The following is a 19629-nucleotide window of genomic DNA, read 5'->3' on the forward strand; positions in this document are numbered from 1 at the left end:
TACGTGCCCATTCCGCAACGCTGTATATATTATATGTAGTAATGATCCCTCGATATGTATTGTCCGAGGTTTTCCCTCCGCACCGTAAGGAAAACACAGAATTACTATTGTGCGAGGGTTGGCAAGCTTCGACGCATTGAGTCGGCGGGTATTTCTCTCCCCTCAATGCGTTTAATGTCGATAGAGTTAGTTTAGACGCCTCTAAGGCCGTTTATCTATACGGCCCGTTCGGTTCTATCGCACACATCCACAAATCGGGAGATCATGCGACTATCGTATTCATACGCACGGCGAGTATGAGGAGCTTAGAACGATCTTAATTCTCGATGATGGTTGGGTCATGGACCACCCAAAGAATCCACACAGTCACCCACAGTCACCCACAGTCGAGTCTGAGTTGATTCTCTCCAAAGCCTCATGCTCTTAGAAGCGCACAGAAGCCTCACAAGCGATTTGATTTTGAGATACTCCGAGCTACAGACAACCCCCCTCAAATCTAACACGAGTTCTGTCAGTTCGTTTTAGCTCCTCTCTCAGATGAGTTTCTGTCTGTAATTCCTTTCGATCATTTCTCAGCTGAAATGAGAAATCTCTGTGGTGGGGTAACTTACACAGAGCGCGCAGAAAGGTATCAATGTTCCAACCCTTCTGGTCTTACTCATATTCTATGTAATCTATCTGCGGATGTACGGGATCCTCCGGATCGACCCCGAGGGGTACGAGGAAGCCGACGTCGAGCAGTTCATGACGCTGAAAGACTGGGACACGCGGCTCTCACGGTCGTACGGCGGCGCGGACGTCAGCTACGACGTTCAGGACCGTCGCCCCGACGCGTTCACGATCAACGGCCGCGTCGCGCCGTACACGCTCAACCCCGACCACGGCTCGCCGGTCGTCGTCAGCGAGGGCGACACGGTGCGGCTCCACCTGGTCAACGCGGGGTTCATGTCGCACCCGATGCACACGCACAACCACCGGTTCCGCACGGTGGAGAAGGACGGCGCGCCGTACCCCGAAGTACTGCAATTACCTGAGGACGTGGTGAACGTCGCGCCCGCGGAGCGGTACACCGTCGAGTTCGCGGCGGACGCGGACCCCGGCATCTACCCGATGCACTGCCACAAGGTGGACCACGTCCAGAACGGCGGCGTCTACCCCGGCGGGATGCTCACTGCCATCGTCTACGAGGAGGCGATGGGGACCGAGGTGTTCGCGGACCTCATGGAGAAAGCGGAGTACGAGATCTGAGCGCCGGGATCTGACCGCACGAACGCTCTCTTCCGATCACCGTTCGCGGACGACGACGAACTCTGCGAGGTCGCGCAGGTACTCGATCGCCTCGGTCTCGGGCGGATCGGCGTCGTCGAGGGCGGCGAGCGCGCGCTCCGACTCGGCGCGGGCACGCTCGTTGATCTCCTCGGGCGACAGCGACGTGACCTGGAGGACGCTCGGGCGGTCCATCTCAGCGTCCTGTCCGGTCGGTTTGCCGAGGTCGTCGGCGTCGGCGGTGGCGTCCAACACGTCGTCGCGCATCTGGAAGGCGACGCCGACGCGCTCCGCGTACTCGCCGAACGAGTCGATCGCGTGGGGGTCGGCGCCGCCCGCGACCGCGCCCAACTCGGCGGCGGCGCGGAACAGCGCGCCCGTCTTCCGGCGCGCCAGATCCATGTACTCGGCCTCGTTGGTCGGGCGCGCGGCGAGCTCGGTCGCCTCGCCCTCGCCGAGTTCGACCATCGCCTCGGCGACGGTGCGCATCGCGCGCGGCTCGGCGGAGAACAGCGCGAACGCCTCGCCGAGCAGGCCGTCACTCGCGATGATCGCCGGGCCGTAGCCGAACTCCGCCCACGCGGCGGGGGTGCCGCGGCGGACCTCGGAGCGGTCGATGATGTCGTCGATCACGAGCGAGGCGTTGTGGACGAACTCGATACCGGCCGCGAAGTCGACCGCCTCCTCGGGGTCGCCGTCGAACGCCTCGCAGGCGAGGACGGTCACCGCGGGGCGGACGCGCTTGCCGCCCGCGAGGACGACGTGCCCCACCTCACCGGACAGCTCCTCGGGCTCGACGTCGTCGATGACCGACTCGATCCGGTCTTCGACCAGCCCGACCCGACGCTGCAAGTACTCCATCTACCGCCCGGAGGGCCCCGGCGCGCAAAGGCCTAACGGAACGCCGTGCCGGCGGAGATCCGGACGACTGCGCCGACACTCGCCCGGGGATCTCTCCCGTGGTTCGCGGCCTCGGAACCTCACCGCCGAGCCGGGACTCCGGCGGCGTTCGCCGCCGATCCGCGGGCGGTCATCCGTTCGTCATAGCGCCCGGCGACGGTCCGCCTCCGGTCCTACTGGAACCGAACGCCTAGGTCGTTGAGCCCGTCGTTGTTCGAGGCGACGTTGATCAGAAGCGGCGTCAGCGCCTCAATCTCGGGTGCGTTGGCGATCCCGCCCGCGTCGAGCGCGCGGAGCCCCTCGATCCCCTCGGCGACGTCCGCGACCGTTCGCTTCGCGTCCTCGTCGTCGCCGAGGACGAGCGTGTCGACGCCGAGGTCGGCGTCGAGGTTCGCCAGCCGCGCGGCGGCGAGGTTGTGGAACGCGCCGACGACGGCGACGCCCTCCGGCGCCGCGTCGGCGACGATCGCGGTCACTGAGCCCGCGCCGGGCTTGTGGTAGTGGAACCCCTCGTCGTCGCGTTTCATCCCCGTGGCGGGCGAGACGAGCACGTCGCCGTCGTCCAGCGACCCCGCCACCGCCTCCACGGTGTCGCCGACGTGATACGGCGGCACCGCGAGGACGACGACGCGGGCGTCGGCGGCGACAGCGGCGTTCTCCCCGCCGGTCACCGCGGCGTCGAGCCCGCGGCTCTCCAGTTCGGTCGTGTACTCCTCGGCCTTGGTCTCGGCCTTCTCGGCCTCCCGCGACCCGACCGCGATCCGGTGCGGGGTGTCCGCCGCCAGCCGGAGCGCGAGCCCCTCGCCGATGTCGCCGGTGCCGCCGAGTATCGCGCTTCGCATACGCACACTGGGGTCGCTCGCGTCTTAGGGGTTGCGCGACCGGCCGTCCTCGCCACCACCGAAGCCCGCGGTCTCGGGGCGACCGAAGCGGGAGGATTCTTTACCGAGGCGAGGGAGGCCACGCGTATGGACGAGCAGGACCGCGTCGCCGCCTTCGTCGCCGAGCACGGGTTAGAGACCGACCTCGCGCACCGGGTCCTCGACCTCGAGAGCGAGGTCGGCGAGATCGCCAAGGAGGTGGCGACCTCGACCGACTACGGAAGCGAGCCGGACGCCGCCGCGATCGCGACCGACGAGATCGGCGACGCGCTGTTCGCGCTGCTCGCGCTCGCCGAGGCGGCGGACGCCGACGCCGCCGAGGCGCTCGACGAGTCGCTGGCGAAGTACGAGGCGCGGATCGCGTCCTCCGGCGACGCCGGGTCCGGGCAATAGTGACCCGACCGGCGATGCCGGGTCCGGGCGAGACCGACCCGCCCCGGGCGTCGGTTCAAGTGCGTCGGCCGCCTACCCCGCCCATGACCGACACCCCGTCGCTCGCGCTCCGCTACGTCGCCTGCGACGCCTGCGAGACGGTGTTCGCCCGGGCCGACGCCGCTGCGGAGCCGGACGCCTGCGACCGGTGCGGCGCCCCCGCGCTCCGCGAGCTCTCCGGCGTTCGAGGACCGGACGCGTACTTCGTCCCCTGAGTCCGACCGCTCGGGCCGCGACTCCTGCGCCTCCGACGCGCCGGTCACGCCGACCGGCTCACCGAAGGTCGTCCATCTCTAGGTCGCCGGCCGCGATCGCCTGTAACTCCTCGTCGGAGAGGCGGTCGATCACGAACTCCGGCATCCCTTCCGGCAGCCCCGCCGGGATCGACCGGCCGCCGTCCGTCACCGACGCCGCTTGGAATCCGTCGTCGCCGCCGTCGGCGGACAGCCGGCGCACGCTGCGTTCGACCTCCTCGACCGCCGCGGACTGGCACTCGCTCTCCTCCGCGAGCTCTCCCATCCGCTCCGAGATCTGATTCGACTGCTCGACCACCCCGTCGATCGTCGCGGCGATCTCCTCGGCGGCCGCGGCCTGCTCGTCGGTCACGTCGGAGACCTCGTCGATCCTGTCGGCCGTCTCGGTGACTGCCTCGGCGATGTCGGTGAGGCTCTCCGCCGCGTCGCCGACGCGCTCGCTCCCCTCGTCGACTCGCACCGTCGTCCCCGAGAGGCTCTCGACCCTCTCCTCGGTGTCGGCGCGGATGCCGTCGACCATCGCCTCGATGTCGCTCGCGTGCCCCTGCGACTCCTCCGCGAGCGACTTGATCTCGTCGGCGACGACGCCGAACCCGGCACCCGCCTCGCCGGCCCGGGCCGCCTCGATCGAGGCGTTGAGCGCGAGCAGGTTCGTTTGGTCGGCGATCCCGTCGATCGCGTCGACGAACTCGTCGATCTCCTCGACCCGCTCTTGAAGCGCCTCCACGTCGGCCGCCACCTCGTCGACCGCGTCGCCGATGTCGTCCATGGCCGACGCGGCGTCGTCGGCCGCGTCACGGCCGTCCTCCGCGAGGGCCTCTGCCCGGCTGCTCGTCCGATCGACCTCGTCGGCCGTCGACGCCACCTCCTCGACGGTCGCCGAGAGGTTCGCGACCTCAGAGGAGACCTCGGCGACCCGCCGCGACTGTTCCTCGGCCGCGTCGCCCACCTCGGCGGCGCTCTCGGCGACGTCGCCCGCCGACTCGCGGAGGTCGCTGATCGGGTCTTCGACCTCCGCCTCCACCTCCGCCATCAGCTCCTCGTTCCGCTCGACGGCCGCCGAGAGCTTCTCGCTGTACGAGTGGATGTACGTGTCCGTGACGACCTGCATGTCTAGGTTGACGATCCGGAGGACGGAGAGCAGGTCCTCGATCGCGTCGTCGACCTCCGCCTCGACCGCCGCCGCGGTCTCGTCGTCGACCGTCCCGCCGTCGTCGGGGGCCAGCCGGTCGGTGAGCGAGTCGACGAGCCGGTCGCCGATAAGCGGGAGGATCAGGTCGTAGTAGACGCCGTACTGCCCGATGTAGTGTTTCATCGGCATTTCCAGCATGTCGTGGATCTTGCCGATCCGCGCCCGGTCCTCGAAGTACTCCGTCCCGTACTCGCCCCCCGCGAGCGTCACGAGGTACGCCGACTGGGTCCGCTTGAGCTGTTCGAGCCCCTTGTCGGACCGGGCGATCACCGCGGTCGTCTGCTCGTGCTCGGTGAGGTTCTCGTAGAAGTCGTCCGCGATCTGCTCCGCGTTCTCCGCGAACGCGTCCTCGTACCGGCTCAGTCGCCGCTCGTCTTCTGCGTCGAAGCCGACGAACTCCTTTCGCCACGCGATCTCGTCCCCGTCGAGACCGATCTCGTCGACCAGCTCACCCACGTCGAGCCCGTCGTTCAAGCCGCCCTGACCGAAGTCGTGCCGGCCGTACTCTCCCGATGTAGCCATGCTGAGACCTCTCCGCTTGGGTTATATAAACGGCCACCCCCAGGTCTCACGGCTGATACCGGCGATTCGTGCCGCCTATCCGCGACGGACGGCCGACCCCGCGTCGGCGCCCGTTCAGTCGGCGCCGGCCGCGTCGCCTTCCGCGGGCGCGTCCCCCTCGGCGACCGGCTCGACCGCGACCGCCGAGTGCTTGAACTCGGGGATCTTCGCCGCCGGGTCGAGCGCGTCGCCCGTCAGCGCGTTCGCGAGCGGGTCCGGGTAGTGGAACGTACAGAACACGACGCCCTCGCGGACCGCCGGCGTGACCTCGGCGGCGACCTCGACGCTCCCGCGCTCGTTCGAGACGGTCACTCGGTCGCCGTCCTCGATCTCGCGATCGGCGGCGTCCGCCGGGTGGATCTGGAGCGCGTCCTCGCCCCGCATCGCCACGAGTCGGTCGGAGCGCCGGCTGAGCGCCCCGCTGTTGAACTGCTGCATCACGCGACCGGTCGTCAGCGTCAGCTCGCCGGCGTCGAGTTCGTCCGCGGGCGGGACCGGGTCGACGACCGCGAGCGGGGCGGTGCGCTCGCCCGTCGCGAACGTCTCCGCGTGTAACACGTCGGTGCCGGCCCCGTCGCTCGCCGAGAACGGCCACCGCTGGTAGCCGCCGCCGATCTCCGCGTAGCTCATCCCCTCGTAGATCGGGGCGACGCGGGTCAGCTCCTCGAAGGCCGCCTCCGGGCCGTCGTGGTCGAACGCGTCCGGCCGGTCGGTCAGCCGCTGGCCGAGGTCGGTGAGGATCTCGAAGTCCCGTCGCGCGTTCCCCGGCAGGTCCGCGTTCGGCCGCATCCGCATCACGCGCCGGTCGGTGTTCGTCACGGTCCCGGCCTTCTCGGCCCACGCGCTCCCGGGGAGGACCACGTCCGCGTGCTTGGCCGTCGCCGTCTCGAACAGGTCGATGACGACGCAGAAGTCGAGGTCGTCGAACGCCGACGCGACCGCCGTCGCGTTCGGCTCGGTGACGGCCGGGTTCTCGCCGAAGACGACCGCCGCGCGCACCTCGTCGCCGAACCGGTGGGTCGCCTCCACCTCGGTGAGGCCGGGCTCCGCCGGCGGCTCGACCCCCCACACCTCGGCGACGCGCTCGCGGGCGGCCGCGTCCGTCACGGGCTCGTACCCGGGGAGCACGCCTGGCAGTCCTCCAACGTCACTCGTGCCCTGAACGTTGTTTTGGCCCCGCAGCGGGTTCACGCCCGTCCCGGGGCGGCCGACGTTGCCGGTCAGCAGCGCGAGGTTGAGCAGGGCGTGGACGTTGTCGGTGCCGCAGCGGTGCTGGCTCGTCCCCATCCCCGTCACGATCGCGGCGCGGTCGGCCTCGCCGTACGCCCGGGCGGCCTCCCGGATCGCCCCCGGGTCGACGCCGGCCGCCTCGGCGTTCGCGGCGACGTCCACGCCGGCGAGGTGGCCGCGAAGGCGGTCGAACCCGGTCGTGCGCTCGTCGAGGAACGACTCGTCGACGAGGTCCTCCTCGACGAGGACCGCCGCGACCGCGTTCGCCACCTCGATGTCGGTGCCGGGGCGCAGCGGCAGGTGGACGTCCGCCGCCTCGGTGGTGTCGTTCGCGCGCGGGTCGACGTGGACCAGCGTCGCGCCGTCGCGGATCGCCGGGAGGAGGTACGACCGGAACGCCACGGGGTGTTGCTCGGCCGGGTTGGCCCCGTTGACGAACAGGCAGTCCGTCTCCCGGAGGTCGTCGAGCGTGTTCGTCATCGCGCCGGCCCCGAACCGCTCGCTCATCGCCGCGACGGTCGAGGAGTGACAGAGCCGCGCGCAGTTGTCGACATTGTTGGTCCCGAGGACGCGCGCGAGCTTCTGGAGGACGTAGTTCTCCTCGTTCGTACAGTTCGACGACGCGAAGAACTGGACGGCGTCGGGGCCGTGCTCGTCGACCACGCGCCCGATTCCGCTCGCGACGCGGTCGAGCGCCTCCCCCCACGGCGCGGTGACGAAGTGCCCGTCGTGTCGGACCAGCGGCTCCGTCAGGCGGTCCTCGTGGTCGACCACGTCGAACGCGGCCGCCCCCTTCGGGCAGATCTCTCCCTTGGCGTTCACCGCCCCCTCGACGCCGGTCGCGCCGCCGCGGTCGGCGTACTCGATCTGGCAGCCGACGCCGCAGAACGGACAGACGGTGGGGCTCGACTCGAAGCTCCGTTCGGTCGGATCGGGCATCGGTCCCACGTAGGAGCCCCAGCACCCTCCGAACACCCCCGGCGTAGCGTGGTGTTTTAATTACCCTCTCGTCTCGGTGCCGGCCCTCCCGTCTCGGTATCCGTCCCCTCGCCTCGATGTCCGCCCGCCTCTCGCGCCGGTCGACGGTGTTCGTCCGCCGTCTTCGCGCCCCCCGACGCGGCGGCGAGTCACCCGGTCACGGCGTCGCTCCCCGCCGGCGCGAGCAGGCGGCCGAGCGACAGGGCGCCCGCGGTCACGAGGCAGGCAGCGAACGCGATCGTGCCGAGCTTCCCGCCGAAGCCGACGAAGTACGGCGCCGCGCCGACGAACGCCACGCCGGCTGTCCCGCCGGCCAACAGCATCGCGCCGGGCCCGGGGATCCGCTCCGGGGTGGCCATCCCGGCGAACGACGCGCAGAAGGCGACCGCAGCGACCGCGTCGCCCGCGGCGAACAGCGGCGGACAGACGAGGCCGGCCGCGAGCCCGACGACGGCGGAGGCGACGACCGGGCCGTGGTCGAGCTGAACGCTCACGAGGTACGTGACGGGCGCGGCGACGGCCGCCGCGGCGACGAGCCCCGTCGCGACGGCCGGCTCCGGGACCGTCCCCGCGCCGGGAGTCAGCCCGCCGAGCGCCGCCACCGACAGGCAGCCGACGAACGCCGTCGTGCCGAGCTTCCCGCCGAACCCGTTGAACGCGCGCTTGGCGGCGACGAAGACGCCGGCGGCGACGAGGCCGGCGGCGGCCACCGACCCGAGTTCGGCGTCGGCCGCGGGGGTCGCCATCCCGACGAACGAACCGCAGTAGGCGGGGGCGCCGTACGTCTCGGTCAGGAGGTGCGCGCAGAGCCCAACGAGCGCGGACGCGACGACCGCGCCGACGCCCACCCGCACGGAGAGGGCGTACGTGACCGGCGCCGCGGCGGCGACGGCGGTCGCGTTGCCGAGGTCGGTCCGCGTGACGCCGAAGCCGTCCGTCCGCAGCGCGTCCCGGGTCTCCCTCGCGACGGTGGCGCCGAGGCTCACCGCGCCGACCGCGAGGACGACCGCGCCGGCCAGCAGGTTCGGTCCGCCTCCGGCGCCGCCGGCCAACCCCGCGGCCGCCGCGACGCTCATTCCGCCCCCGGCGCCGGCCAGGGCGATCGCTCCGAGTGCGTGGATCGCTCGTGTCACGGCTGCGACTCCGGGGCGCGGACCGATACCGACCGGCCCTCAGTATTGCGGGTGTTCTCTGCGAGACCCGGTCACGGGACCGGTGTATCGTGGATCAGGCATTTGTACCCGTCGTGCTAACCCCGATCTGATGGGAACCGAAGGGAAGCCGGCGGACGACGGTGTCGCGGCCGCGCACGGGGGCGTTCGCGCCGGCGTCGCGATCCACGGGACCGAGGGGTGTCCGGTCGTCGCCGCGTCGACCGTCCACGACGGACCGATAACCGGCGTCAACTGGACGCACGTGGGTGACACGCACACCGAGGAGTTCCGCGCCCGCGACCCGGACGCGGTCGACCGCGCGGAGGGGGTCCCGACGCCCACCTCGGTCGTCGACCTCGGCGACGAGCGGGTGTACCGGTACGACCGCCCGCGCGACGGGGCGTGCGCCTGCCGGATAATCGAGGAGCTCGACTGCCCGATCGCGGACGCCCGCGCCGAGGACGGCGTCCTCCTCCTGACGCTCCACCTCCCCGACCTCGAACGCCTGCGCGACATCGTCTCGGCGCTCGACGGGACGGCGGAGCGCGTCGAGGTCCGCTACCTCGTCGAGGGGTCGGCGCGCGGCGACGAGGTGTCGGACCGGACCCTCGTCGACCGCGGCCGCCTCACCGATCGCCAGTGCGAGGTGTTGCGGACCGCCTACCGCATGGGCTACTTCGAACGCCCCCGCGACGCCAACGCGAGCGCGGTCGCCGACGCGCTCGACATCTCTCCCTCGACGTTCGCCGAGCACCTCGCGACCGCACAGCGGAAGCTCTTGGAGGAGACGCTCGCGGAGAACTGAGGGCTCTGCTCCCCCGCCGCGTCAGGCGGCGTGTTCGTTGATCGCGGATTCGAGCGTCGCCCGGTCCTGCGCGCCGACGAACCGGTCGACCGCCTCGCCGCCGGCGAACAGGACGAGCGTCGGGATGCTGCGCGCGCCCAGCTGCTGGGCGACCGCCTGGTTCGCGTCGACGTCGACCTTGGCGATCGCGGCGTCGCTTTCGGCCGCGAGCGCCTCGATCGTGGGCTCCATCATCTGACAGGGGCCACACCAGTCGGCGTAACAGTCCACGAGGACGACGTCGTGCTCGTCGACCGTGCGCTGGAGTTCGTCCGGTCCGTTCACGTGGATCGGCTCGTCCGGGGTCGCCGCCCCGCCGTCGCCCGTCTCGGTTCCGGCGCCCTCGTCGAGCGCGTCGCCGTCGCCGAGGCGCGCTTCCAGCTCTCGGCGCTTCTGCTCGCGAATCCGCTCGCGCTCGGTCTTCGCGTCGTCTCCCGTCGATTCGTTCGCTTCGGCGGCGTCGCTCATGCGCCAGTATTGGGTGTTTAGGACAATATACTTTCCGCCTTCGGATCCCCCGTCGCCTCACTCCGCGGACCCGAGGAGCTCGTCGAGCCCGGCGGCGGCCAGGTCCACGTGGTCCGCGACGAGGTCGGCCGCGCGCTCGTACGGCGACCGGTCGGCGGTCGTCGCGTCCGGGCGCGTCCGGCCCGCGCTCGCGAAGACCGTCTCGACGAAGGCGTCGCGCACGGCCGCCGTCTCGAAGAGTCCGTGGAGGTACGTCCCGAGGACGCGGTCGGTGGCGACGCCCTCGGCACCGAGCGGCTCGGTCGCGAGCAGCGTCGCCGCGGCGTCCCGCTCCCCGTCGTCGAGGACCCGCGTCCGCCCGGCGCGGATCTCGTAGCCCGTCGCGCGCCCCTCGGCGCCGGCGATCGGGCCGACGCCGTCGACCGCCCGGGTGACGCGCTCGACGCGCTTCTCCGTCGAGAACCGCGTCTCGACTGGCAGGAGGCCGACCCCCGGAACCGCTTCGCGGTCGCCGACGCCCTCGACGGCCGCGTCGAGGAGCCGTTCGCCGAGCAGCTGGTACCCGCCGCAGACGCCGACCACGGGGGCGTCGAACGCGCGCAGCGCGCCGTCGAAGCCGGCCTCGCGGAGTGCGAGCAGGTCGTCGACGGTGTTCTTCGACCCCGGGAGGACCACCGCGTCGACCCCGTCGAGCGCGGCGTCGAGCGGGAGGTAGGCGACGCGGACTCCCGGCTCGCGCGCGAGCGGCTCCAGGTCGGTGAAGTTCGAGATGCGCGGCAGCCGCGGGACCCCGACCCGGACGGCCTCGTCGTCCGGAACGCCGTCGTCGGTGCCGAGGACGCCGCCGCTACCGGTCCCGCCGCCACCGCTTCCGTCCTCGGCGGTCGCCGCGTCGGGCAGCGAGAGGCTGTCCTCCGCCGGGAGCCCCGGGTCGTCGTGCGGGACGACGCCGACGACGGGCACGCCGGTTCGGGCCTCGATCTCGTCGATCCCGGGTTCGAGGAGGGCCGGGTCGCCGCGGAACTTCGTGATCACGGCGCCGCACACGCGCTCGCGGAGGTCGTCGGGGAGCAGTTCGAGGGTCCCGTAGAGGCTCGCGAACGCGCCGCCGCGCTCGATGTCGACCGCGATCAGGATCGCCGCGTCCGCGAACCGCGCGCACTCGACGTTCGCGAGGTCGCGGTCGTGGAGGTTGATCTCGGCGATGCTCCCCGCGCCTTCGGCGACGATCACGTCGTGGTCGGCCGCGAGGCGCTCGTGGGCGGCGACCGCGGCGTCGCGGGCGGTCGCCCAGTGGTCGTCGTAGTACGTCGACGCCGGAGCGTTCGCGACCGCCTCGCCGTCGACGATCACCTGGCTCTCGCCGCCGCCGCGCGGCTTGAGCAGGACGGGGTTCACGTCGGTCGTCGGCACGGTCTCGGCCGCCCGGGCCTGGACGTGTTGGGAGACGCCGACCTCGCCCCACTCGCCGTCCGGGGCGAGCGCGACCCGCGCGTTGTTGCTCATGTTCTGGGCCTTGTACGGTGCGACCGAGACGCCGCGCCGCGCGAGCAGTCGGCAGAGCCCGGCCGCCAGCGTGCTCTTGCCGACGTGGCTCGCGGTACCCGCGATCAGCACCGTGTCGGCGTCACTCTCCGGGTCCGCCTCGGCCCCGCCGCCCTCGTCCGCGCCGGCGTCGGTCACGGTCGCGCGGCCCTCATCGTCAGTACTCCGTCCCCCTGCGCGCCCGCTGACCGTCGTCGAACGGGTGGGCGACCTTGCGGACGTTCGAGATCAGATCGGCGACGCCGTCAAGATAGTCCGGTTCGGCGTGGCTTCCGGTGAGGACGAGTTCGAGGTCCTCGGGCTTCGACTCGGCGAGGCGGACGACCTCGTCGGGGGCGACGAGCCCGCGGTCGGCCGCGTACAGCAGCTCGTCGAGTATCAGCAGGTGGACGCCCGCCTCGGGCGCCCCGTCGAGTGCGAGCGGCTCGGTCAGGTCTGCCTCCGCAGCGCCCATGACGAGCGCCTCCGCGCGGTCGAAGGCGGCCGCCGCCTTCGCCTCGTGCTCGTCGTCGGCCGACCCGTCGAGCAGGCCGTGCCAGCCGTAGTGACCGGCGTTCTCGTAGGTGAAGCCCGGAACGGCCGCGATCGCGTTGTACTCGCCCCTGACGCCCTCGACGCTGTCCGCGCCGCCCTGCATGAACTGGAGCATGTGGACGCGGTAGCCGTGGCCCGCGGCCCGGAAGCCCATCCCCATCGCCGCGGTGGTCTTCCCCTTGCCGTCGCCCCAGAACGCCTGGACCAGTCCGAACTCCTCGGGGGCGGCCGGCTCGATCGGCTCCGGCTCCGGGGCCGCGCCGCCGCCCGGGGTGCGGGCGCGGTCGCCTGCGGCTCCCTCGCCGGCGTCGGTCGGTGTTTCCTCGTCCGCGTCGGTCGGTTCCTCGTCGTCGGTGTCGTCGTGGTTCGTGGTCATGGGTCGAAAACCTCCGCCCGGTCGCCGGTGACGACGCCGTGTTCGGCGTCGGCCGCCGGTCCGGGCACGTCGCCGTCCGGGTACCGCGACCGCAGGCTCGCGCGGACCGCGTCCCGGACGCAGGCGCGGGCCGCCCCGCCGACCGCCGTGGCGCTCCCGGAGAACTCCGCCGGCTCGCCCTCCGGATCGTCGGCGACGACGACGGCGTCGCTCGTCGTCCCCGGAATCCCCGCCCCCGCGAGCAGCGTCGCCGTCTTCGCCTCGGCCGCGACCGCGACGAGGTTCGCCGCGGCCCCGGGGGCGAGCCGCCGCGTCGCGCCGACGATCAGGTTCACCGTTCCGGGGGGGTCGACCGGCGAGCCGGCGGCGTCGGCGCCCGAATCGACCGGCTCGCCCTCGTCCGTCGGCTCCATCGGCAGCATCGCGGGGTTCGAGAGGCCGACCGTCGCGTACGCGACGACCGGCCCGAGCCGCGCGCCGCGGGCGTGCTCCATCGAGACACCCGTGAACAGCGTCGGCGGCGCGTCGCGGTCGCCGTCGCTCCCCTCGGCGCTCCGCCCGTCCGCTTCGGCGGCGAACCCCGCCCGCGCCAGCCGCTCGTCGCGGTAGGCCCCGAGGTCGGTCCGGGCGAACCCCTTCGGGACGGTGACGTTGTACGCGGTCGCCGCCCGCGACCGCCCGCCGTCCCACCCGGTCGAGAGCCAGCGCGTCCCCGGCCGCCGGAGCCGGAGGACGCCCTCGCTGACGGTCGCCTCAAACATCGGCGTCCCCACCTCCGCCGCCGTCTCCCGTCTCGGCGTCCGCTTCGTCGTCGTCTTCCTCGTCGTCGACGCCGAGCGCCGCGAGGAGCCGGTCGTTCTCCGCCGGGCGGCGGACCGCGACCCTGACGTGCGAGTCGAGGCCCCGGAACGTCCGCGCGTCGCGGACGGCGACGCCCCGCTCCCGGGCGCGCGCGACGACGCGGTCCACGTCGCGGTCGCCGACGTCGACGAGCAGGAACGGGGCCGCGGAGGGCGCCACGTCGTACCGCTCGCCGAGGCCGGTCCGCAGCCGCCCGCGCTCGCGGCGGACGCGGTCGCGGGTCTCGCGGACGAACTCCGTCTGCCGGAGGCAGTACTCCCCGGTCGCGAGCGCCGGGGCGCTCACGTTCCACGCCCGGCGCGCGCCCCGCATCGCCGCGCCGAGGTCGCCCGTCGCGACCGCGAATCCGACCCGGATCCCGGGGAGCCCGAACAGCTTGGTGAGCGCCCGCGCGACGACGACGCCGTCGGTGCCCGCGAGCGACTCGCGCTCGGTGAACCCGAGGAACGCCTCGTCGACGAGCAGCACGGTGTCGGCCGCGCGGCAACGCTCCGCGAACGCGAGCAGCGCCTCGCGGTCGTAGCCGGCCCCGGTCGGGTTGTTCGGCGTACAGACGACCGCCAGGGCGTGGCCGCGCGGGTCGGCGTCGAGGACGCGCTCGGCGTCGACGAACGAGGGATCGCCGCCCCGAAGTCGGACCTCGCGGGCGTACTCGCCGAAACTCGGCGCGGGGAGCAGGGCCGAGTCGCCCGGGTCGACCGCGAGCGCGATCGCCGTCCGGATCGCGGCCAGCCCGCCGGGCGTCGGGACCACATTTTCGGGCTCGCAGCCGACGTAGTCGGCCGCGGCCGCCCGGAACACTTCCGGGGGCTCCGGCGGGTACGTCCGCGCCGTCTCGAAGGCCGCGCGGTAGACGCGCTCGACGCCTGCCGGGACCGCCGGGTTCGTGTTCGCGCTGAAGTCCAGCAGGTCCGGGTCGTCGGTACTCCCGTGGGGTTCGCGTCCGAGCGCCGCCGCCCGCTCGCGGTTCACGGCCGGTCACCCCCCTCGGCGGGCTCCGGTTTGCCGAGCCAGTCGACTCCGCCGCTCGGGAGGGTCGGGGCGTCGCACTCGCCGGCGAGGATCCGCTCGGCGAGCCGACGGTCTCCGGGGCGGTTGACGTTGAGCGCGAGGCGGGCGTCGCGGGTCGCGCGGACGGCCTCGTCGCCCGCGCCGTCGATCGCTCCGACGACGTTGACGCCGGCCGGGACGCGCTCGTCGGGCGGGTCCACGGCTTCGCCAGCCGCTTCGTCGCCGTCGCCGTCGTCGTACCGGGTCGCGGCGTCGGCGCTCGCGCCCAGCCCGCGCTTGCGCGCGGCGGGGACGCGGACCGACAGGGAGTCGCTCCCGGCCGCGGCGTGCGCGTCGAGGACGGTGTCGACCGCCGGCCCGTCAAGCAGCGGGAGGTCGACCGCGACCGTGAGGACCGGCGGTTCCGGACCCTCGGCCAGCGCCGCCTGAAGATCCGCGACGTACCCGTCGCCCGGCGTGTCGACGACGGTCACTTCGACCGATCCCGCCCCCCGTTCGGCGCCGTCGGCGACCCGTCCGCCCCCGCTCGCCCGCTCGCCCAGTCGCTCGCGGGTCCGCGGCGTGTGTGGCGAGACGGCCGCGTACGCGGTCTCGACCCGGCTCGCGGCGAGGGTGTCGAGCGTCCGGTCGACCATCGACCGCCCGGCCACCGGCGCGAGCGGCTTCTCGCCCTCGCGGTCGAGTCGCGTGCCGCGGCCGCCGCACATCACGAGAGCGTCCACGCGATCACCCCCGCGTGTAGCCCGACGACGCGGGCGAGCTCGTTCGTCGCGCCGAGCACGTCGCCGCTGACCCCGCCCAGCCGCGAGCGCGCCCACGCGAACGCGAGCGCGGCGACGACGACCGCGGCGGTGATCGCGGCCGCGACGACGCCGGCGCCCCCGGAGCTGAGGCCCGCCCGCGCGCCCAGCGCCCCGGGCGTCGTCACGAGTGCGACGCCGGCGAGCGCCCGCGGGCCGGAGACCGCCGTCAGCGCCGACCCGAGCCCTTCGTGCGGGGCGTCGCCGACGCAGACGAGCGCCGCCGTCGCGGCCTTCGCGCCCACCTCCGCGAGGACGACGAGGGCGACCGCGTCGCCGAGCGAGCGGGCCGCGACGCCCGTGACCGCCGCCCCCGCGGCGACGAGCCCGGCGACGACGAGCGCGAGCGCGACCGTCCCGCCCACGCCGAGCGCGGAGTCTTTCAGGACCGCCCGCCGCCGCTCGGCGTCGCCGTGGACGACCGCCGCGTCGCCGAGGTCCGCGACGCCGTCGAGGTGGGTGATCCCGGTGACGATGGAGAGCCACGCGGCGAACGCGACGCCGACCGTGAGCGGCGGCACCCGAACCGGCACCAGCGCGGCCGCGACGACCGGGAGCGAGACGAGCGCCCCGATCGCGTACCCGACCGCCGGCATCGCCGCTGGCGTCCGCCGGAACGCCTCCCAGTCGCGGTCGGTGCGGCCGACGGGGATCCGGGAGAGGAACCCGAGCGCGCCGCGGAGCGCCGCGACCGGTCTGGTCAGGACCACGCGACCACCCCCGCGAGCGCGAGGACCCACGCCGCCGCGGCCGCGACGGTGACCCCGCCGGCGACGCCGACGAGCCGCACGGCGTCGCGGGCGGCCGCGGGCGACGGCGCCTCCGGACCGCCGTCGAGGACGTACGCCCCCGGCTTCTCTAGGCGGACGCCGAGCGCGGCGGCGGCCGGCGCCATCGGCCAGCCCGAGTTCGGCGACGCCGGCTCGCGGGCCAGCGACCGGGCGCGCCGCAGGCTCCCGGGCGACCGGGCCGCGACGGCGAGACAGCACGCCGCGACCCGCGCCGGCAGGAACATCGCGGCGTCGTCGAGCCGGGCGCTGGCCCAGCCGACCGGCTTCGACCGGTAGCCGAGCATCGAGTCGAGCGTGTTCACCGCCTTCACCCAGGCCGCGGCCGCGACCCCCGCCGCCAGCGCGCTCTCGACGGTCGCGGCGCTCCCGGCGACCGTGGCCGTCACGCCGGTCGTGCCGGCCCCGGGACTCCCACCGACCGCCGCGACCGCGACGGCGCCGGTCGCGCCGGCGGCGAACCAGACGAGCGGTGCGACGAACCCGTCCGCGAGGTTCTCCGCGGCGCTCTCGACCGCAGCGCTACGGAGCGCGGCCGGAGAGAGGTCGGCCGGGTCGCGCCCGACGGGCGCCCGGACCGACTCCCGGGCGGCGTCGGGATCGGTCTCGGTCTCGGCGACGACCTCGCCGGTCACGTCGAGCAGCATGCGGAGGCTCGCGACCGAGAAGCAGACGCCCGCCGCAGCGGCGACGGCGGCGACCGGGACGCCGCCGGGTCGCGGGCCGTGCGCGGCGGCCAGCCAGACGACCCCGCCGCAGAGTGCGGCCGCGGCGAGAGGGAGGCCGGCCGCGACCGCGACGCCGACGAGCCGAGGGCGGCCCCACTCCCGGTCGAACCGGCCGACGAGGGTCCCGAACAGCGCGACTGGGTGGACGCGGTGCGGCGGCTCCGCGGCCGCGAGATCCAGCGCGAGGGCGAGCGCGACCGGCGCGAGGAGCGTGGCAGCCGGAGCAATCAGCGCGGCGGCGGGTTCAGCGACCTGCGCGGCGACGGCCGGCTCGGTGGCCCCGACGGGCGCGGCGGCTCCCGTCATCCCGTCACCTCGTCGAGGAACGCGTCGAACGCCCCGCTCTCGGGGTGGACGTGACAGTACGTCCCGAGCGTGCGGTGTTCGGTCAGCCCCTCCCGGTCGCCGTCGATGCCGGTCCCGCGCTCCACGTCGAACGCGAACCGGGCGTCGGGGGCGACCTCGGCCGCGGAGTAGTGGAACTCGTGGCCGCGGAGCCGATCCCCGGCGGCCGCCGTGAGCGCGCCGCGGCGGGCGCGGAGTTCGACGTGGTCGAGCGCCTGATACCGCTCCCGGCGCTCGACGCTCGCGGGGAGGACGCCCGCCATCTCGTGGCTGTCGCCGTCGGCGGTCGTCAGCGTCTCCGCGAGGGCCATCAGCCCGCCGCACTCGCCGAGGACGGGCGTCCCCTCGGCCGCGGCGTCCGCGACCGACGCAAGCGCGGGCCCGTCGGCGAGCGCCGCGGCGTGGAGCTCCGGGTAGCCGCCGGGGAGGTAGACGCCGTCGCAGGGCGGGAGGTCGTCGCCGGCCGCGGGCGCGAAGGGGACTACGGTCGCGCGCTCGGCGAGCCGCTCGCGGGTGGCCGGGTAGACAAACCGGAAGGCGGCGTCGTCCGCGACCGCGACCCGCGGGCGGTCGTCGCCGTCTCCGGGGTTCGCTCGGCTGTCGCCGCCAGCCAGTCTCGCCTCCGGGCCGGTCGCGGGGAGCGTCGGTTCGCCCGCGACATCGAGCAGCCGGTCGGTCCGGAGCGTCTCGGCGGCGGCGTCGAGCGCCGCCGAGTCGAGCGGTGCCTCCTCGCCCATCTGTAGTCCGAGGTGGCGGTCGGGGATCTCCAGATCCTCGCGGGGTGGGATCCGGCCGCAGTAGACGAGCGAGTTTGGGAGCGCCTCGCGGATCCTCGACTCGTGACGGCCGCCGTGCGCGCGCTGTGCGACGACGCCCGCCACGTCGAGGTCGTGGTCGGTCCGGTCGGCGTACGTCGCGAAGCCGAGCGCGGTCGCCGCGACGCTCTCCATCCCGGCGCTCGCGTCGACGACGAGGACGACCGGGAGGTCGAGTGCGGCGGCCACCTCGGCCGTGCTCGCGGCGCTGCCGTCGTACAGCCCCATCATTCCCTCGACGACGCAGACGTCACCGTCGCCGCGGGCGTAGTTCCGTCGGAGGCCGTCGTTCCCCTGAAGCCACGGGTCGAGGGTGCGCGACGGCCGCCCGGCGACCCAGGCGTGGTGGCTCGGGTCGATGAAGTCCGGCCCCGCTTTCGCGGGCCGGACGGTCCGGCCGGCGTTCTCGAACGCGCGGATCGTCGCGAGTGTCGCCACCGTCTTGCCGACGCCCGACGCCGTGCCGGCGAGGACGAGTCCCCTCACCGTCGGTCGCCTCCGTTCGCGGGGGTAGTCCCGTCTCCCCCGTCGGACTTCGTCCGCTCCGCGAGCAGGCGGTCGGCCACGGCGGCGACCCGCTCGCGGACGGCGTCGTCGCCGACCCCGGCGCGCTCCGCGAGCGCGAGCGCCCCGCCCATGCCGACGCCCTCCTTCGCCTCGCCGCGGGCGTACGCCGCCACCGCCGGGTGGTCGCTCTCGCCGAACCCGGGATCGGCCGCCGCGAGCGTCAGGTCCAGGTCGCCGGCGAGCGCCGGGAGGTCCGCGGTGGGGTCGTCCGCGACGAGCGACGTGGTCGCCAACGGGAGTGGTCGCTCCACGCCCGCGTGCCGGGCGAGCGCCGCCGCGGCCGCGAGCTGTGTGCCGCCCGCGAGGGTCACGTCGATCCCGGCGTCGGCCGCGCCGACGATCAGCCCCGAAACGGCGGCGAGGACGGGGTCGCCGGCCAGCCGGACCGCCTCCATCGGGTCGTCCGCCGCGCCGCCCGGGTCGAGGCCGCTCGCGTCCAGCCCCTCGGCGACGACGCGCCGCTTGCGCTCGATCGGATTCGCCGGTAGCGACGAGGAGACGGCGGCGCGCTCGCCGAGCGCGGTCAGGACTCCGAGCGCGGTGGTCGTCCCGCCGGGAATCGTCTCGGCGACGAGCAGCTCGGCGGGTCCGTCGCCGTCGCGTTCGGGGCCGGCTCCCTCACCGGACACGGCGAGGTCGGGCGCCAGCGAGCGCGCGCGCTCGAAGACGGTCGCCGCCTCCGGGACCGGCTCGGGGTCGCGGACGTCGCCGCCCGGGGACGCGCCGATCTCGCGGACGCTCGCCGCGGTCGGCGCGCCGAGCCCGGCGTCGACGAACTCGACGGGAAGGGTCTCCGGGCCGAGCAGCTCGCGGACCGCGCGGGTGACGACCGCGGGCGTCGCGCAGCCCGTCGGACTCATCGGCACGGGCGAGTCGGGCGCGGGGCGCCCCGCCTCGACGATTTCGAGGTCGGCGCTCGGCGTGTGAACGCGTAGCTCCGGGTCGGCGCCCGCAGCGCTGATTCCGTCGACGGCGGCGGTCGCGGTCGTTCCCGCGACGACGAGGAGTCTCATACCTCCCACCGGTACCTCCCTCCGTCGCGCCCGCGTGCCGCCGGCGCGGCGTCGATGTGTACCACTAGCGGTTCATCGATACAATT

General features: G+C 73.6%; 18 protein-coding genes and 1 pseudogene. 4 read left to right on the forward strand and 15 right to left on the reverse strand.

Translation table 11 applies throughout. The features are described from left to right. Positions 1-684 precede the first annotated feature (684 nt). Positions 685-1248, forward strand: a pseudogene (locus tag B9H04_RS07510) (multicopper oxidase domain-containing protein); the annotation flags it as partial. 36 nt (positions 1249-1284) lie between these two features. On the opposite strand, the gene B9H04_RS07515 reads toward B9H04_RS07510, so the two are convergent. Together B9H04_RS07515 and npdG are read right to left on the reverse strand one after the other, a co-directional pair. Further along, positions 1285-2127, reverse strand: a complete 843-nt coding sequence (locus B9H04_RS07515) for a polyprenyl synthetase family protein (RefSeq protein ID WP_049931403.1) — start codon at positions 2125-2127, stop codon at positions 1285-1287. Positions 2128-2339: 212 nt separating this feature from the next. Continuing rightward, a complete protein-coding gene (gene npdG / locus B9H04_RS07520; RefSeq protein ID WP_085682580.1) occupies positions 2340-3008 on the reverse strand; it encodes an NADPH-dependent F420 reductase in 669 nt (222 codons plus the stop codon). A gap of 126 nt (positions 3009-3134) precedes the next feature. Between npdG and B9H04_RS07525 the strand changes: the two genes are divergently transcribed. Next, complete coding sequence (locus tag B9H04_RS07525; RefSeq protein WP_049931405.1) at positions 3135-3440, forward strand: MazG-like family protein; 306 nt, start codon at positions 3135-3137, stop codon at positions 3438-3440. 83 nt (positions 3441-3523) lie between these two features. Then, complete coding sequence (locus B9H04_RS18625) at positions 3524-3694, forward strand: hypothetical protein (RefSeq protein WP_155120035.1); 171 nt, start codon at positions 3524-3526, stop codon at positions 3692-3694. Positions 3695-3752: 58 nt separating this feature from the next. On the opposite strand, the gene B9H04_RS07530 is transcribed toward B9H04_RS18625, so the two are convergent. The 3 genes from B9H04_RS07530 to B9H04_RS07540 all read right to left on the reverse strand — a co-directional run bounded on the left by B9H04_RS07530 (position 3753) and on the right by B9H04_RS07540 (position 8770). Beyond that, complete coding sequence (locus tag B9H04_RS07530) at positions 3753-5447, reverse strand: globin-coupled sensor protein (RefSeq protein ID WP_249025098.1); 1695 nt, start codon at positions 5445-5447, stop codon at positions 3753-3755. Between the two features lie 114 nt (positions 5448-5561). After that, complete coding sequence (gene fdhF, locus B9H04_RS07535; RefSeq protein WP_049931406.1) at positions 5562-7655, reverse strand: formate dehydrogenase subunit alpha; 2094 nt, start codon at positions 7653-7655, stop codon at positions 5562-5564. A 188-nt stretch (positions 7656-7843) separates the two neighbouring features. Then, the gene (locus tag B9H04_RS07540) at positions 7844-8770 is read right to left on the reverse strand and encodes a hypothetical protein (RefSeq protein ID WP_049931514.1); all 927 of its coding nucleotides are present in this window, start codon (positions 8768-8770) and stop codon (positions 7844-7846) included. A gap of 187 nt (positions 8771-8957) precedes the next feature. On the opposite strand from B9H04_RS07540, the gene B9H04_RS07545 reads away from it, so the two are divergent. Then, positions 8958-9653, forward strand: coding sequence for a helix-turn-helix domain-containing protein (locus B9H04_RS07545; RefSeq protein ID WP_049931407.1), 696 nt, complete (start codon positions 8958-8960; stop codon positions 9651-9653). A 21-nt stretch (positions 9654-9674) separates the two neighbouring features. Here B9H04_RS07545 and trxA read toward each other — a convergent pair whose 3' ends face one another. Genes trxA through B9H04_RS07595 form a run of 10 tightly spaced genes read right to left on the reverse strand, consistent with a single transcriptional unit; the run spans position 9675 to position 19552 of the window. Continuing rightward, positions 9675-10160: a thioredoxin gene (gene trxA, locus B9H04_RS07550; protein ID WP_049931408.1), complete on the reverse strand. Its 486-nt coding sequence runs from the start codon at positions 10158-10160 to the stop codon at positions 9675-9677. Positions 10161-10217: 57 nt separating this feature from the next. Beyond that, on the reverse strand, positions 10218-11843 hold the full coding sequence (locus B9H04_RS07555; protein WP_049931409.1) for a cobyric acid synthase: 1626 nt from the start codon (positions 11841-11843) through the stop codon (positions 10218-10220). Between the two features lie 19 nt (positions 11844-11862). Beyond that, positions 11863-12615: a cob(I)yrinic acid a,c-diamide adenosyltransferase gene (locus tag B9H04_RS07560; RefSeq protein WP_085682581.1), complete on the reverse strand. Its 753-nt coding sequence runs from the start codon at positions 12613-12615 to the stop codon at positions 11863-11865. Beyond that, positions 12612-13376 carry an adenosylcobinamide amidohydrolase gene (locus B9H04_RS07565; RefSeq protein WP_049931515.1) on the reverse strand — a complete coding sequence of 255 codons (765 nt, stop codon included), beginning with the start codon at positions 13374-13376 and terminating at the stop codon, positions 12612-12614. Before B9H04_RS07565 ends, B9H04_RS07560 begins: the two co-directional genes overlap by 4 nt. Then, the gene (locus tag B9H04_RS07570; protein ID WP_049931411.1) at positions 13369-14448 is read right to left on the reverse strand and encodes an aminotransferase class I/II-fold pyridoxal phosphate-dependent enzyme; all 1080 of its coding nucleotides are present in this window, start codon (positions 14446-14448) and stop codon (positions 13369-13371) included. Before B9H04_RS07570 ends, B9H04_RS07565 begins: the two co-directional genes overlap by 8 nt. Further along, positions 14445-15194, reverse strand: a complete 750-nt coding sequence (locus B9H04_RS07575) for a GTP--adenosylcobinamide-phosphate guanylyltransferase (protein WP_049931516.1) — start codon at positions 15192-15194, stop codon at positions 14445-14447. Before B9H04_RS07575 ends, B9H04_RS07570 begins: the two co-directional genes overlap by 4 nt. After that, on the reverse strand, positions 15194-15997 hold the full coding sequence (gene cobS / locus B9H04_RS07580; RefSeq protein ID WP_049931412.1) for an adenosylcobinamide-GDP ribazoletransferase: 804 nt from the start codon (positions 15995-15997) through the stop codon (positions 15194-15196). The genes B9H04_RS07575 and cobS overlap by 1 nt, the downstream gene beginning before the upstream one ends. Next, positions 15988-17109 (reverse strand): CobD/CbiB family cobalamin biosynthesis protein, encoded by a 1122-nt coding sequence (locus B9H04_RS07585; RefSeq protein ID WP_085682582.1) that lies wholly within the window; start codon positions 17107-17109, stop codon positions 15988-15990. The genes cobS and B9H04_RS07585 overlap by 10 nt, the downstream gene beginning before the upstream one ends. Beyond that, entirely contained in the window at positions 17106-18449 is a 1344-nt protein-coding gene (locus B9H04_RS07590; protein ID WP_049931413.1) for a cobyrinic acid a,c-diamide synthase, read from the reverse strand. The genes B9H04_RS07585 and B9H04_RS07590 overlap by 4 nt, the downstream gene beginning before the upstream one ends. Then, on the reverse strand, positions 18446-19552 hold the full coding sequence (locus tag B9H04_RS07595) for a nicotinate-nucleotide--dimethylbenzimidazole phosphoribosyltransferase (RefSeq protein WP_049931414.1): 1107 nt from the start codon (positions 19550-19552) through the stop codon (positions 18446-18448). Before B9H04_RS07595 ends, B9H04_RS07590 begins: the two co-directional genes overlap by 4 nt. Positions 19553-19629 lie beyond the last annotated feature (77 nt).

It is taken from the genome of Halorubrum ezzemoulense DSM 17463 (assembly GCF_002114285.1).
GTDB lineage: Archaea > Halobacteriota > Halobacteria > Halobacteriales > Haloferacaceae > Halorubrum > Halorubrum ezzemoulense.

Excerpts from the sequence above, each read along its gene's own strand:
- B9H04_RS07515 (WP_049931403.1), bottom strand. The coding sequence starts at position 2,127 with ATGGAGTACTTGCAGCGTCGGGTCGGGCTGGTCGAAGACCGGATCGAG.
- npdG (WP_085682580.1), bottom strand. The coding sequence starts at position 3,008 with ATGCGAAGCGCGATACTCGGCGGCACCGGCGACATCGGCGAGGGGCTC.
- B9H04_RS07525 (WP_049931405.1), top strand. The coding sequence starts at position 3,135 with ATGGACGAGCAGGACCGCGTCGCCGCCTTCGTCGCCGAGCACGGGTTA.
- B9H04_RS18625 (WP_155120035.1), top strand. The coding sequence starts at position 3,524 with ATGACCGACACCCCGTCGCTCGCGCTCCGCTACGTCGCCTGCGACGCC.
- B9H04_RS07530 (WP_249025098.1), bottom strand. The coding sequence starts at position 5,447 with ATGGCTACATCGGGAGAGTACGGCCGGCACGACTTCGGTCAGGGCGGC.
- fdhF (WP_049931406.1), bottom strand. The coding sequence starts at position 7,655 with ATGCCCGATCCGACCGAACGGAGCTTCGAGTCGAGCCCCACCGTCTGT.
- B9H04_RS07540 (WP_049931514.1), bottom strand. The coding sequence starts at position 8,770 with ATGAGCGTCGCGGCGGCCGCGGGGTTGGCCGGCGGCGCCGGAGGCGGA.
- B9H04_RS07545 (WP_049931407.1), top strand. The coding sequence starts at position 8,958 with ATGGGAACCGAAGGGAAGCCGGCGGACGACGGTGTCGCGGCCGCGCAC.
- trxA (WP_049931408.1), bottom strand. The coding sequence starts at position 10,160 with ATGAGCGACGCCGCCGAAGCGAACGAATCGACGGGAGACGACGCGAAG.
- B9H04_RS07560 (WP_085682581.1), bottom strand. The coding sequence starts at position 12,615 with ATGACCACGAACCACGACGACACCGACGACGAGGAACCGACCGACGCG.
- B9H04_RS07565 (WP_049931515.1), bottom strand. The coding sequence starts at position 13,376 with ATGTTTGAGGCGACCGTCAGCGAGGGCGTCCTCCGGCTCCGGCGGCCG.
- B9H04_RS07575 (WP_049931516.1), bottom strand. The coding sequence starts at position 15,194 with ATGTGCGGCGGCCGCGGCACGCGACTCGACCGCGAGGGCGAGAAGCCG.
- B9H04_RS07585 (WP_085682582.1), bottom strand. The coding sequence starts at position 17,109 with ATGACGGGAGCCGCCGCGCCCGTCGGGGCCACCGAGCCGGCCGTCGCC.